At 65.8% G+C, this 11,959-nt stretch carries 16 protein-coding genes; 12 read left to right on the plus strand and 4 right to left on the minus strand.

Annotated elements, in window-relative coordinates; translation table 11 throughout:
- The 7 genes from D2V17_RS03425 to D2V17_RS03455 all read left to right on the plus strand — a co-directional run.
- The coding region (locus tag D2V17_RS03425; protein ID WP_147367211.1) for a winged helix-turn-helix domain-containing protein at positions 1 to 285 on the plus strand (285 nt) is incomplete at its 5' end.
- Positions 278 to 1,831: a stimulus-sensing domain-containing protein gene (locus tag D2V17_RS03430; protein WP_119591736.1), complete on the plus strand. Its 1,554-nt coding sequence runs from the start codon at positions 278 to 280 to the stop codon at positions 1,829 to 1,831. The genes D2V17_RS03425 and D2V17_RS03430, both read left to right, overlap by 8 nt.
- 24 nt (positions 1,832 to 1,855) lie before the next feature.
- Positions 1,856 to 2,290 (plus strand): HPr kinase/phosphorylase, encoded by a 435-nt coding sequence (locus D2V17_RS03435; RefSeq protein ID WP_119591737.1) that lies wholly within the window; start codon positions 1,856 to 1,858, stop codon positions 2,288 to 2,290.
- A gap of 41 nt (positions 2,291 to 2,331) precedes the next feature.
- On the plus strand, positions 2,332 to 3,240 hold the full coding sequence (gene rapZ / locus D2V17_RS03440) for an RNase adapter RapZ (protein WP_119591738.1): 909 nt from the start codon (positions 2,332 to 2,334) through the stop codon (positions 3,238 to 3,240).
- A 49-nt stretch (positions 3,241 to 3,289) separates the two neighbouring features.
- Positions 3,290 to 3,694, plus strand: a complete 405-nt coding sequence (locus tag D2V17_RS03445) for a PTS sugar transporter subunit IIA (RefSeq protein ID WP_119591777.1) — start codon at positions 3,290 to 3,292, stop codon at positions 3,692 to 3,694.
- Positions 3,691 to 3,984 carry an HPr family phosphocarrier protein gene (locus D2V17_RS03450; protein ID WP_119591739.1) on the plus strand — a complete coding sequence of 98 codons (294 nt, stop codon included), beginning with the start codon at positions 3,691 to 3,693 and terminating at the stop codon, positions 3,982 to 3,984. Before D2V17_RS03445 ends, D2V17_RS03450 begins: the two co-directional genes overlap by 4 nt.
- Positions 3,984 to 4,784 carry a TrmH family RNA methyltransferase gene (locus tag D2V17_RS03455; protein ID WP_119591740.1) on the plus strand — a complete coding sequence of 267 codons (801 nt, stop codon included), beginning with the start codon at positions 3,984 to 3,986 and terminating at the stop codon, positions 4,782 to 4,784. Before D2V17_RS03450 ends, D2V17_RS03455 begins: the two co-directional genes overlap by 1 nt.
- A gap of 56 nt (positions 4,785 to 4,840) precedes the next feature.
- On the opposite strand, the gene D2V17_RS03460 is transcribed toward D2V17_RS03455, so the two are convergent.
- Both D2V17_RS03460 and D2V17_RS03465 read right to left on the minus strand, forming a co-directional pair.
- Positions 4,841 to 5,587, minus strand: coding sequence for a hypothetical protein (locus D2V17_RS03460; protein ID WP_119591741.1), 747 nt, complete (start codon positions 5,585 to 5,587; stop codon positions 4,841 to 4,843).
- Positions 5,584 to 7,149 carry a DNA recombination protein RmuC gene (locus D2V17_RS03465; RefSeq protein ID WP_119591742.1) on the minus strand — a complete coding sequence of 522 codons (1,566 nt, stop codon included), beginning with the start codon at positions 7,147 to 7,149 and terminating at the stop codon, positions 5,584 to 5,586. Before D2V17_RS03465 ends, D2V17_RS03460 begins: the two co-directional genes overlap by 4 nt.
- A gap of 239 nt (positions 7,150 to 7,388) precedes the next feature.
- Between D2V17_RS03465 and D2V17_RS03470 the strand changes: the two genes are divergently transcribed.
- The 5 genes from D2V17_RS03470 to D2V17_RS03490 all read left to right on the plus strand — a co-directional run bounded on the left by D2V17_RS03470 (position 7,389) and on the right by D2V17_RS03490 (position 10,585).
- A complete protein-coding gene (locus tag D2V17_RS03470; protein WP_119591743.1) occupies positions 7,389 to 9,053 on the plus strand; it encodes a formate--tetrahydrofolate ligase in 1,665 nt (554 codons plus the stop codon).
- A gap of 149 nt (positions 9,054 to 9,202) precedes the next feature.
- Entirely contained in the window at positions 9,203 to 9,334 is a 132-nt protein-coding gene (locus tag D2V17_RS03475) for an entericidin A/B family lipoprotein (protein ID WP_119591744.1), read from the plus strand.
- Positions 9,335 to 9,422: 88 nt separating this feature from the next.
- Complete coding sequence (locus D2V17_RS03480; protein ID WP_119591745.1) at positions 9,423 to 9,827, plus strand: four-helix bundle copper-binding protein; 405 nt, start codon at positions 9,423 to 9,425, stop codon at positions 9,825 to 9,827.
- Positions 9,828 to 10,053: 226 nt separating this feature from the next.
- Entirely contained in the window at positions 10,054 to 10,266 is a 213-nt protein-coding gene (locus D2V17_RS03485) for a cold-shock protein (RefSeq protein WP_119591746.1), read from the plus strand.
- 67 nt (positions 10,267 to 10,333) lie between these two features.
- Positions 10,334 to 10,585 carry a hypothetical protein gene (locus tag D2V17_RS03490; RefSeq protein WP_119591747.1) on the plus strand — a complete coding sequence of 84 codons (252 nt, stop codon included), beginning with the start codon at positions 10,334 to 10,336 and terminating at the stop codon, positions 10,583 to 10,585.
- Between the two features lie 13 nt (positions 10,586 to 10,598).
- Here the strand turns inward: D2V17_RS03490 and def are convergent, their stop codons facing one another.
- Together def and recR are read right to left on the minus strand one after the other, a co-directional pair.
- A complete protein-coding gene (def, locus tag D2V17_RS03495) occupies positions 10,599 to 11,165 on the minus strand; it encodes a peptide deformylase (protein WP_119591748.1) in 567 nt (188 codons plus the stop codon).
- 178 nt (positions 11,166 to 11,343) lie between these two features.
- Entirely contained in the window at positions 11,344 to 11,940 is a 597-nt protein-coding gene (gene recR / locus D2V17_RS03500) for a recombination mediator RecR (protein ID WP_119591749.1), read from the minus strand.
- Positions 11,941 to 11,959 lie beyond the last annotated feature (19 nt).

Consider the following 11,959-nt stretch of genomic DNA (forward strand, 5'->3'; position numbering starts at 1 on the left):
CGGCTGGCGATGGACCCGGCGCGCCATCAGGTCACCTGGGACGCGCGCGAGGTGAGCCTGACGGTAACCGAATTTCTGATCCTCGAAGAGCTGGCCCGCCGCCCAGGCGTGATCAAGAGCCGCAACCAGCTGATGGACGCGGCCTACCCCGACGACATCTTCGTCGACGACCGCACGGTCGATTCGCATATCAAGCGCCTGCGCCGCAAGTTCCGCTCCGCCGACCCGGAGTTCTCCGCCATCGAAACGCTCTATGGCGCGGGCTACAGCTTCTCCGATGGCTGAAGAAGATCTGAGCGCCAGTCGGCTCGAACGGCTGGCCTTTCCGCTCGGCGCCTCGCTCACCACGCGCATTCTGGCGGTCAACCTGATCCCGCTGCTGGTGCTGGCGCTGAGCCTGTTCTTCCTCGATTCCTACCGCCGCCAGCTGCTCGACGAACGCTACAAGCTCGCCCGCATCGAGGCGCAGATCACCGCCGAGGCGCTGGCCGGGGCCACGCCCGAGCGGCAGAAGGCGCTGCTGGTGCAGATCGGCAAGGAACAGCGAATGCGGCTGCGCATGTACGATGCCGCGGGCACGCTCGTCGCCGACAGCTTCGCGCTCGATGGCCCGGCCTTCACGCTGAGCGATCCGGTCGCCGCGCCCTTTACCGACGACCTTGCCCGCTGGACCGATCAGGCGGTGAACTTCGCCGTCGGGGCCTATTCCGCCCCGCCCTATGTCGAGCCTGAGGATCTCGCCGCCGATGCCTGGCCCGAGCTTTCGCGTGTGCGCCAGCAAGGATTTACCCAGATCGAGCTGCGCCGTGCGCCCGACGGCACGCCGATGATCAATGCCGCCGCCCCGGTCGGGCTTAACGGCGCCAGCCTGCTCACCACCCGCAACGCGGTCGATATCACACAGGCCGTGCGCAGCGCCCGCACCAGCCTGCTGCTCATCATCTTCGCCGCACTGGTCGTCTCGATCGTGCTCTCGCTGTACCTTGCGGCCACCATCATCGAACCGCTGCGGCGGCTGGTGCGCGCGGCGGTGAAGGTGCGCGCCGGGCGCGAGCGCGAGATAGAGGTGCCGCGCATGGACGAACGCACCGACGAGATCGGCCTGCTCGCCCGCGCGGTCTCCGACATGACCGGCGCGCTGCGCCACCGGATCGACGCGGTGGAGAGCTTCGCCGCCGATGTCGCGCACGAGATCAAGAACCCGCTCGCATCCTTGCGCAGCGCCATCGAGTCGCTGCCCCGCGTGACCGAACCGGGTCTGCGCGCGCAGCTGGAAGAAGTGGCCGCCCACGACGTGCGCCGGATCGACCGGCTGGTGAGCGAAATCTCCGAAGCCAGCCGGATCGACGCCGAACTGAGCCGCGCCACGTTCGAGCCGGTCGATCTGGCCGAACTGTTCGCCAATGTCGCCGCCACCAAGCAGGCACGCGGCGAAACGCGCGACTGCGTGATAACGGTCGATAAACAGGTCGACGACGCCCGGGTGATGGGGGTGCCGCTGCGGCTCGAACGGGTGGCGGAAAACCTGCTCGACAACGCTGTCTCGTTCTCGCCGCCGGGCGGGACCATCGCGGTCACCGTCCGCCAGCATGGCAACCGGATTGCCACAACAGTCTGCGACGAAGGCCCCGGCATCCCCGAGGCCGAGCGCGAAAAGGTGTTCCGCCGGTTCCATTCGCAGCGCCCCGATCACGAGAACTTCGGCAACCATTCGGGGCTCGGCCTCGCCATCGCCCGCACCATTATCGAGGCGCACGACGGCTCGCTCACCGTTGCCGACGCCAGCCCGCTGGGCGGGGCCTGCCTGATGATCGAGCTGCCCCCAGTATGAGCACGCCGACATGAGCACGCCAACATGAACATGGTGCTGGCCAATGTGACCTGCGTCGCGCTCGACGGACGCGCGCTGCTGATCGAAGGCGCGCCCGGCACCGGCAAGTCGAGCCTCGCGCTGGCGCTGATCGACGCCGGGGCGCAGCTGATCGGCGACGACGGGGTGACGCTGGTGGCCGAGGGAGACCACCTGATCGCAAGTCCGCCCCCGCGCATTGCGGGGCTGATCGAGGTGCGCGGAGTCGGCCTTGTCACCCTGCCCACCACCAGCGCCCCGGTGGCGCTGGCTATCGCGCTCGATGAGAAGGCCCCGCGCCTGCCCGATGAGCTGGCCACAGCGCAATGGTGCGGCATCTCCGTGCCCCGCCTTTTGCTGTACCCCGATCCCGCCTCCCTGCCGCTGCGCGCACGCTGGGCACTGCACCAGCATGGGACGCCGGGCATAGCCCGCGCCTAGGGGCTTTCCTTTTGCCCCGCAAAAGCGCATTGACCCGAGCGATGGTCGCGTCGCAAACTGACGATCCCCAGCGTATCCTGCTGGTTACCGGCATGCTCGGCGCGGGCAAGTCGACCGTTCTGCGTGAGCTGGAGGATCTGGGCTGGGAAGCCATCGACAACTTCCCCATCCGTCTGCTTGATCGGCTGATCGGCCCGGAAGACGATTCCTATCCGCTCGCCATCGGCTGCGATTGCCGCACGCGCGGGTTCGTTCCTTCCGACATCATCGAACAGGCCAAGGCACTGACAAACGATGGCCGGATCGAACTGACCACTGTATTCCTCGACTGCGCCGGTCACGAGCTGGAGCGCCGCTTCAACGAGACCCGCCGCCGCCACTTCCTCGCCGCCGACCTGCCCGTCTCCTCGGGCATCGCCGCCGAGCGCGAACTGCTCGCGCCGCTGCGTCGCTGGGCCGAGGTGCTGATCGACACCACCAATTTCTCCGTCAACGATCTGAAGCTGGCGGTGCGCGAACGCTTCGCCCCTTCAGCCTCGCAGCAGCTGACCGTCACCGTTTCCAGCTTCGGCTTTTCGCGCGGGATGCCGCCATCGGCCGATCTGGTGTTCGACATGCGCTTCATCGACAACCCGCACTGGGTCGAGCAGCTGCGCCCGATGACCGGGCTCGACGCGCCGGTGGGCGAGCATATCGAGCGCGACCCCACCTTCCCCGGTGCCTTCGCGAAAATCGCCGACCTCGTGACCGAACTGCTCCCGCGCTACGCCGCACAGGGCAAGACCTATGTGAACATTGCCTTCGGCTGCACCGGGGGCCGCCATCGCAGCGTCTACTCTGCGCAGAAGCTGGCCGGGGTCTTGCACGCGGCGGGCTTTTCGCCCACGGTCATTCACCGCAACCTCGGCGCACGCGCGACCGAGCTTGTCGAAGACGCGCAACACCCGTGATTCTGGTGGCTATTCCTATGATGTTATTCTGGTTGGGCAGTATTCCGGCATGATCGGGCTAATTCTGGTAACCCACGGCCAGCTGGCCCGCGAATTCGTCGCTGCGATGGAGCATGTGGTCGGCAAGCAGACTGCTGTCGTGCCCGTGTGCATCGGCCCGCACGACGATATGGAGGTGCGCCGCAAGGACATCGCCGACGCGATCACCGAGGTGAACAGCGGTGCGGGTGTTATAATCCTCACCGACCTGTTCGGCGGCACCCCGTCGAACCTCGCGATCTCGCTGCTCGATCCGGGCCGCACCGAAGTGATCGCCGGGATCAACCTGCCGATGCTGATCCGCCTCGCCGGTGCACGCAAGGAAATGTCGCTGCACGCCGCCGCCGAAGCCGCGCGCGAGGCAGGCCGCAACTACATCACCATCGCGAGCGAATTTCTCGGGCAGCACGCATGAGCCAGACGACCACCGACAGTGTCAGCGCCGAAGTGCTGATCGTGAACAAGCGCGGTCTGCACGCCCGCGCCAGCGCCAAGTTCGTGACCTGCGTGGCAGGGATGGACGGCGCGCGGGTGAGCGTGATCAACAAGGAAGGGCATGAGGCCGCGGGCGGCTCCATCCTCAGCCTGATGATGCTCGGCGCGGCCAAGGGTGACACGGTGACGATCCGCGTTTCGGGCACCGATCACGCAGCGCGGCTGGCCGAACTGGTGGCCATGGTCGAAGCCGGTTTCGGCGAGGACTGATGCGCCGCGAGATCACCGGTTTTTCCAACCCCACCGTCAAGCTGCTCAAAAGCCTGCGCGACAAGAAACACCGCAAACGCGAAGGCCTGTTTCTCGCCGAAGGGCTGCGCCTTTTAACCGATGCCCGCGCCTGTGGCCGCCTGCCGCAGATGCTGGTGATGGCCACCGCGCGCGATCCGCACCCGCTGCTGGATGCGCTGGAGGCCGACGTGCTGGCGAGCGGCGGCGAGGTGATCGTGACCAGCGCCGATATTCTCTCCAAGATCACCGGCAAGGATAACCCGCAGGGTGTGGCAGGCGTGTTTGCGGAGTTCGATACCTCGCTGGATAGGCTGGATCGCTCGTCGGCAAAGATCTGGCTGGTGGCGCAGGCGCTGCGCGATCCGGGCAACCTCGGCACCATGCTGCGCACGGGCGACGCCGTCGGCGCCGGCGGGCTGATCCTGATCGACGACTGCGCCGATCCGTTCAGCGTCGAGGCCGTGCGCGCGAGCATGGGCGCGGTGTTCACCCAGGGCCTGGCGCAGGCGGGATGGGATGACTTTCTCACCTGGCTGCGCGCCGGAGAGGGGCAACTGGTCGCCGCCAGTCTGCGCGAGGCAGTCCCCTATCGCGGCGCGCCCTATGCCGCGCCATGTTTCGTGATGGTCGGTAACGAGTCGCGCGGCCTGCCCGAGGACTATGAGCTGGCCTGCGATCTGCGCGTGACCATGCCGATGAAGGGCCGCGCCGACAGTCTCAACGCAGCGGTGGCAGCGGCGGTGCTGGCCTATGAGGTGCTGGCCTCGCTGGAAGGCTGAAGATTTCGCCAGCCCGGCCCCGGACCTGATCCGGGATCGGGCTTCTCTCCCCGCACTCAGTCGCCCGCGATCAGACTGATGATCCGCCACTTGCCGTTGCGGCTCGCACCGACCAGGCGATAGTCGATCAGGCTGCGCAGCCGGGTCGCGTCGATATAGCCTTCGATCACGGTCGGCTTGCTCGCCGGTGCTCCGCGTCGCTGCCAGCGGATATGGGCAAAGCCGGAAGTGCCCGCGCCCCCGTCCATCAGTTCGACCACGTCCCACGATACGGCAGCGATGATCGGCGCCTGCTCGGCAGCGGTTTCGCGCACGGGCACGCCGGTGCCGGTTACGATCATGCCCGTGTGGGGATCGGCGCTGATGTCCTGCGCAAAGTACCAGGGCAGCGTAATCAGCGCATCGCCATCGGAGGCGCAGCCGAGCGTCATCAGTTCGTCCAGCTTGGCCCACAGCGGTGCGGTGTCGGAGGCGAGCATGGCGCGCAGCTGATCGCGCCCCGCCCCGCCGCCGAAATCGAGCTTCACATCTTCCGCCGCCAGCGCCACGAAAGCCTCGGTATCGCGGGCAGACACCGCGCTGCGGATATCGGCGAGGAATGGCGAGGCCCCGGCGACCCTGGTGCAATCGTTGCGCGGAGCGTAGGGCCCGTCAGGCTGCGGCGTTTCCTCGATCTCATCGACCGTCTCGGTAACGGCCTGTTCGAGCTGGTCGGCGGGAGGATCGTCCCGGTTGCACCCTTGCAGCGCCAGCGCGCCTGCTACCAACAGCAGGCCAACCCGGCGGGCATGTGCAAACCTCATTGCTCGACTTCCTCTCTTCGCTCGTCGGCCCCAATCTGGGCTGCCTCGGGCTCTGGCGCAAGGTCTGCCGCGACATAGCGCGGAACGCCCTCGACAAACGGCACTTCCTCGATCTCGCGCTTGCCGATTTCGATGCCTTTCTCCTGCATGCGCCGCGCCGAGGTCAACACGTTGCGCTCGAAGCTGCCGACGAAGTTGTTGTAGTTCTTCACCGCAGATTCGAGCCCGCCGCCCATGCGCTTGAGATGTTCGGAGGCCTTGGAGAGGCGGTCATAAAGCTCGGTCCCGATGCGGCCGATCTCGCGCGCCTCGTTGGCGAGCGCATCCTGCCGCCAGACCTGCGCCACGGTGCGGGCAATGGCGACGAGGTTGGTGGGCGTCGCCAGCAGCACCTTCTTCTCGAAGGCGAAGTCCCACAGCTCGGGATCGGCCTCCAGCGCGGCGGCAACAAAGTGCTCGCCCGGCACGAACATCACCACATAATCCGGCGCGTCCTCGAACTGGCTCTGGTAGCTTTTCGCGCCCAGCGTCTGCACATGGCCCCGCATCGACTGCGCGTGAAGCTTCAGCTGGCGGCGGCGCTCCTCGTCATCGTCGGCCTCGAACGCGGCCTGATAGGCGTTAAGCGAAACCTTGGAATCGATCACCAGCTTCTTCTGCCCCGGCACGTTAACGATGGCGTCGGGCCGCAGCCGTCCGTCGTCGGTGTCGATCGACTGTTCGAGCAGGAAATCGGTGTGCTGCGCGAGGCCGCACTGTTCGAGCAGGTTCTGCAAGGCCCGCTCGCCCCAGCGCCCGCGCGCCTTGGGCGCATTGGTGAGCGAATTGCCGAGCCGCTGCGCCTCGCGCCGGACCTCCTCCTGGCTGAGGTGCATCCGGTCAAGCAGGCCCTTCAGCTCGCCGAACGCGTTGACGCGCTGCTGCTCCAGCGTGCCGACCGTGCGTTCGTACTTCTCCAGACGCTCGCTCACCGGCTTGAGCAGGTTGGCGACGGCCTCCTTGTTCTTGGCCTCGGCATCGCCCAGCCGCGCGGCGGCATCGGCGATGAACTTCTCCTGCGCCTTGGACAGCACCGCATTGCCGGTGTTCTGGAACTCGCGCAGCATTTCCTCGCGCGCGTTCACCAGCAGACGCTTCTGCTCGTCGAAGTTGGCGACATTGGCGCGCAGTTCGGCCAGCTCGCGCTCGACCTTACCGCGGGCGGCCTCGCTCGCCTCCAGCTTGCCGCGCGCGCCGTGCAGCTCCTCGCGCAGGCCTTCGATGCTGCGCGCCCGCTCGCCGCTTTCGCTGGTGACGGCGGACAGTTGGCGGGCAAAGTCCTCGCGCTCGGCACCGACGCGGGCAAGATCGCCCGCCAGCGTATCGGCCCGCTCCGCCCGCACCACCGCACCTTCCAGATCGACGATGGCGCGGCGGAACTTCTCGTCCAGCTCCTTACCTGCCACAGTCGCCGCGTCCAGCTCAGCCCGCAGCCGCGCCAGATCGCGCCCCCAAACAAGCCAGCCGACCGCCACACCCAGCACAAGCGCAAGCACCACGGCAACAATCGCTTCAACGGGCATCGACAAACTCGCAATAATATGGAACGAAAGGCGAACCTAACCGCTCGACCGTGCCAGCACAAGCACTCCACCCTGCTCATCCCCCGCTCAAGCGAAAAGCACCCGCAGATCCTGAGTTTCCGCTTGAGCATCGCGCCCAAAAAATCGTATGGGTTGCTTACAATTCAGATTCGCGAAATTTTCGCGCTTACGAAATCCGGCGCACCCGCTGCCGGCCGAACACGGGAAAGGACAGGTAAATGCCCACCGATATCGAAATCGCCCGCCAGGCGACGCTCATTCCGATCACCGAGGTAGCCAAGAACGCCGGCGTGCCCGACGACGCGCTGATTCCCTACGGCAAATACAAGGCCAAGGTCGACACCGCTACCCTGCCCACCACCAGCAACGGCAAGCTGATCCTCGTCACCGCGATCAACCCGACCCCGGCGGGCGAAGGCAAGACCACCACCTCGGTCGGCCTTTCCGACGCGCTCCACCGCATCGGCAAGAAGACCATGCTGTGCCTGCGCGAGCCCTCGCTCGGCCCGTGCTTCGGCGTAAAGGGCGGCGGCGCTGGCGGCGGCAAGTCGCAGGTCATGCCGATGGACGAGATCAACCTCCACTTCACCGGCGACTTCCACGCGATCACCTCGGCGCACAACCTGCTGAGCGCCATGATCGACAACCACATCTATTGGGGCAATTCGCTCGACATCGACCTGCGCCGCGTCACCTGGCGCCGCGTGCTGGACATGAACGACCGCGCGCTGCGCGAGATCGTCGGCCCGCTCGGCGGCGTGTCCAACGGCTTCCCGCGCGAGACCGGCTTCGACATCACCGTGGCTTCGGAAATCATGGCCATCCTGTGCCTGGCTTCGGACCTCGACGACCTGCAGAAGCGCCTCGGCGACATCATCATCGGCTATCGCCGCGACCGCACCCCGGTGTTCTGCCGCGACATCAAGGCAGACCCCGCCATGACCGTGCTGCTGAAGGACGCGATCCTGCCGAACCTCGTGCAGACGCTGGAAAACCGTCCGGCCTTCCTCCACGGTGGCCCCTTCGCCAACATCGCGCACGGCTGTAACTCGGTGATCGCCACCAAGACCGCGCTGCGGATGGCCGACTATGTCGTGACCGAAGCCGGTTTCGGTGCCGACCTTGGCGCGGAAAAGTTCATGGACATCAAGTGCCGCATGGCGGGCCTCAAGCCCGATGCCATCGTGCTGGTGGCCACCGTCCGCTCGCTCAAGATGAACGGCGGCGTGCCCAAGGCTCAGCTGACCGAAGGCGAGAACGTGGAAGCGGTGCGCGCCGGTTCGGTGAACCTCAAGCGTCACATCGAGAACGTGAAGAAGTTCGGCATCACCCCGACGATCGCCATCAACCACTTCTATCTCGACACCGACGCCGAGATCGCGGTGATCAAGGAAATGGCCGAGAGCTACGGCGCCGAGGCCGTGATCTGCAAGCACTGGGCCGAAGGCGGTGCCGGTGCCGAGGAACTGGCGAAGATCGTTGCCGCCAAGGCCGATGCCGGTGCGCCCGAGTTCGACCAGCTCTACCCCAGCGAAATGCCGCTGGCCGAGAAGATCGAAACCGTCGCCACCGAGATCTATCGCGCTGCGAACGTCGCCATTTCGCCTGCGGTGCGCAAGCAGCTCAAGCAGTGGGAAGAGATGGGCTACGGCCACTTCCCGGTCTGCATGGCCAAGACGCAGTACTCGTTCTCGACCGACCCGACCGCGCTCGGCGCGCCCGAGGGCCACGAGATCGCCATTCGCGAAGTGCGTCTGTCGGCGGGTGCCGGCTTCGTGGTCGCCATCGCGGGCGACATCATGACCATGCCGGGCCTGCCCAAGGTGCCCTCGGCCGAGAACATCTATCTCGACGAGAACGGCCAGATCGAAGGCCTGTTCTAAGAGTTCCGGCCTGAGGCCAAACAGAAAGGGCCGCTCCAGTGACGGGGCGGCCCTTTTCGCTTGCCCGTTTTCGATTGTCGCGCGTTCATGCCAGTGTCACTAGAAATGCGGCAGCGTGGTGCCTGCCACTTGATAAGGAAGCGAAGAAGATGTTCCGCAAAGCCCTGCTCACCCTCGCCATCGGCTCGTGCGCGCTGGCGCTTGCCGCCTGCAACACGGTGCGCGGCGTTGGTCAGGATCTGGAATCGGTCGCCAACACCGGTGAGCGCGTGATCAACTGATCTTCCGGGCTGGCCTCCGCCAACTGACGGCAGTTCGTCGGAACCAGCCCCCCCCTCCATGCGTCAGTCCGGTGAAGGAGACTGACCCATGTCGATCAAGGAAATGATTCGTGAGCACCCGCAAGTGGGTGCCGACTATAACGAAGACCTCGCCGAAGCGGTGAGGCACGCCATGTATTGCGCGGCGATCTGCAATTCGTGCGCCGATGCCTGCTCCACCGAACCGATGGACATGTCCGAGTGCATCCGCAAATGCATGGATTGTTCGGACATCTGCCAGGCCGTCAGCCGCGTGGCCGCGCGCCGCACCGCGGGCAACACCGTCGTCATCAAATCGCTGCTCGAAGCCTGCGTGATCGCGTGCAAGATCTGCGCCGAGGAATGCGCGAAGCACGACAATGCCCATTGCCAGCGCTGCGCGAAGATGTGCCGCGAATGCTTCGAGGATTGCCTGAAGGCGCTCGAAGGCATGCAGGCAGCGGCGGCGGCCTGAGCGGCCCCGCAAACCTGCGCGAAAGAAACCGCTGAGCTTTTGGCAGCAGCTGTGTTACAAGGCTCTTGCTGACGTCGACATTTGCGACGGACTTCGGCCTTTGACCAAGTGTTGCCGCTCAAGCGGTCGCGCCGCCAGACGACGACTTCCTTTCATCACACGACCTGACGCACGACCCCGGTGGCACCCTGCTGCCGGGCACAATGTCTTCTGGAAAGGAAGCATCATGAGCAAGACCGGTTCCGTCAAATTCTTCAACGCCGACAAGGGCTATGGTTTCATTCAGCCCGACGATGGTTCGGCTGACAGCTTCGTCCACATCACCGCGGTGCAGGCTGCCGGCATGGACACGCTGAACACCGACCAGCGCCTCAACTACGAAGTTGAGCAGGGCAAGAATGGCAAGGCTTCGGCCGTGAACCTTTCGCCTGCCGATTGATTATAACGGGCTCACCTCCCCTGTCGCCACGGCGCGGGGGAGGCGCTCCCTTCTGAGGGGAAATTTCATGAGCCAGACCTTCGCATTCTACGATGCCCGCGCCCAAGAGGCCGCGCGCGATGCCAAAGCCGCCACTCTCGATAACGTCCGCGAACGCGCGCTGCGCTCGCAGAAAACCTGGCGGGCGCTGGCCGATCAGGCCAGGAAGATCGAAAAATCACGCGCCAAGGCCGCCAGCGAGCGGCTCGAACGTCGTGCCGCCGAGAACGACGCAGCGGCAGCCGCCGCCGAGACCCGGGCAGCGACAGCCGAAGCCTGAACCTCAAGCCCGGTCAGGCCGCCTTGCGTGCCTTTTCCAGCTTTTTGAGCGCCATGTTGCGCTTCAGGCGGCTGAGGTGGTCGATGAACAGCACTCCGTTGAGATGGTCCATCTCGTGCTGGATGCAGATTGCCATCAGGCCGTCCATCGGCTCTTCATGCACATTGCCATCCAGATCGTGCCAGCGCACGCGGCAGGTCTTCGGCCGGTCCACATCGGCATAGATGTCGGGCACCGAAAGACAGCCTTCCTGATAGGTCGTCTGCTCTTCCGCCGGATCGAGAATCTCCGGGTTGATGAAAACCCGCGGTTCCTTCTTCGTCGGCTGGTGGTGATGGTGGTGGCCGTCGTGGTTGCACGGCTCGGGCTCTGCGTCCGGGTCTTCGGGCTGGAGGTCGATCACCAGCACCCGTTGCGGCACACCGATCTGGATCGCGGCCAGCCCGATGCCATTAGCGTCGTACATGGTTTCGAACATGTCATCGACCAGCGTCTTCAGCGCATCGTCGAACGTTTCGACGGGCGCGGAGACCTGCTTGAGGACGGGATCGGGAACTTCGAGGATTTCACGGATAGCCATGGGGGCCATATAGGGCGGCCTTGCGCAGGCTGCAATCGGGCGAATGGGTGCTCGCGGCGGAGCCGCAGGTATTGGGCTTCGCGCAGAGACCGCGGAGGGCGCTGAGAGGGGGCGCTCTCCTGTTCCTCTGCGTGCTCTGCGTTCTCTGCGCGAAACAAGCAGGGCCTGCAGCGCGGTGCTAGGTCAGCGGACGCCGCGCCCTGAGCGCCTGCGCCAAGGTGCCTTCGTCGAGGTAGTCCAGCTCGCCGCCGACCGGCAAACCGTGCGCCAGCTGCGTGATCCGCACGGGGAACTGCTCGAGCCGCTCGGCGAGATAATGCGCGGTGGTCTGCCCTTCGAGCGTCGCGTTCATCGCCAGCACCACCTCATCCACCCCGCCTGCCTCGACCCGCGCCAGCAGCCGGTCGATCGCGAGGTCTTCAGGCCGCACCCCGTCAAGCGCCGACAGCCGCCCGCCCAGCACATGAAACTTGCCGTTGAACAGCTTGGCCCGGTCAAGCGCCCACAGGTCGGCCACTTCCTCGACCACGCAGATGGCCTTGGCATCGCGGCGCGGATCGGCGCAGATGCTGCACGGGTCGGTGGTATCGACATTGCCGCAGGTCGCGCATTCGACCAGCCTGCGCTCGACCACCTGCAAGGCCTCGACCAGCTGGGCGAGCGCGGTTTGCCGGTGTTTCACCAGCCACAGCACCGCCCGCCGCGCCGAGCGCGGACCAAGGCCCGGCAGGCGCGCCAGGGCAGAGGCAAGGTTTTCGATTTCGGGGGAGGCCATAGCGGGTTCCGTCGCCCTG

Source organism: Aurantiacibacter xanthus (genome assembly GCF_003584015.1).
In the GTDB taxonomy this organism is placed as follows: Bacteria; Pseudomonadota; Alphaproteobacteria; order Sphingomonadales; family Sphingomonadaceae; genus Alteraurantiacibacter; species Alteraurantiacibacter xanthus.

Coding starts and splice junctions, on each gene's coding strand:
- D2V17_RS03430 (WP_119591736.1), top strand. CDS start 278: ATGGCTGAAGAAGATCTGAGCGCCAGTCGGCTCGAACGGCTGGCCTTT.
- D2V17_RS03435 (WP_119591737.1), top strand. CDS start 1,856: ATGAACATGGTGCTGGCCAATGTGACCTGCGTCGCGCTCGACGGACGC.
- rapZ (WP_119591738.1), top strand. CDS start 2,332: ATGGTCGCGTCGCAAACTGACGATCCCCAGCGTATCCTGCTGGTTACC.
- D2V17_RS03445 (WP_119591777.1), top strand. CDS start 3,290: ATGATCGGGCTAATTCTGGTAACCCACGGCCAGCTGGCCCGCGAATTC.
- D2V17_RS03450 (WP_119591739.1), top strand. CDS start 3,691: ATGAGCCAGACGACCACCGACAGTGTCAGCGCCGAAGTGCTGATCGTG.
- D2V17_RS03455 (WP_119591740.1), top strand. CDS start 3,984: ATGCGCCGCGAGATCACCGGTTTTTCCAACCCCACCGTCAAGCTGCTC.
- D2V17_RS03460 (WP_119591741.1), bottom strand. CDS start 5,587: ATGAGGTTTGCACATGCCCGCCGGGTTGGCCTGCTGTTGGTAGCAGGC.
- D2V17_RS03465 (WP_119591742.1), bottom strand. CDS start 7,149: ATGCCCGTTGAAGCGATTGTTGCCGTGGTGCTTGCGCTTGTGCTGGGT.
- D2V17_RS03470 (WP_119591743.1), top strand. CDS start 7,389: ATGCCCACCGATATCGAAATCGCCCGCCAGGCGACGCTCATTCCGATC.
- D2V17_RS03475 (WP_119591744.1), top strand. CDS start 9,203: ATGTTCCGCAAAGCCCTGCTCACCCTCGCCATCGGCTCGTGCGCGCTG.
- D2V17_RS03480 (WP_119591745.1), top strand. CDS start 9,423: ATGTCGATCAAGGAAATGATTCGTGAGCACCCGCAAGTGGGTGCCGAC.
- D2V17_RS03485 (WP_119591746.1), top strand. CDS start 10,054: ATGAGCAAGACCGGTTCCGTCAAATTCTTCAACGCCGACAAGGGCTAT.
- D2V17_RS03490 (WP_119591747.1), top strand. CDS start 10,334: ATGAGCCAGACCTTCGCATTCTACGATGCCCGCGCCCAAGAGGCCGCG.
- def (WP_119591748.1), bottom strand. CDS start 11,165: ATGGCTATCCGTGAAATCCTCGAAGTTCCCGATCCCGTCCTCAAGCAG.
- recR (WP_119591749.1), bottom strand. CDS start 11,940: ATGGCCTCCCCCGAAATCGAAAACCTTGCCTCTGCCCTGGCGCGCCTG.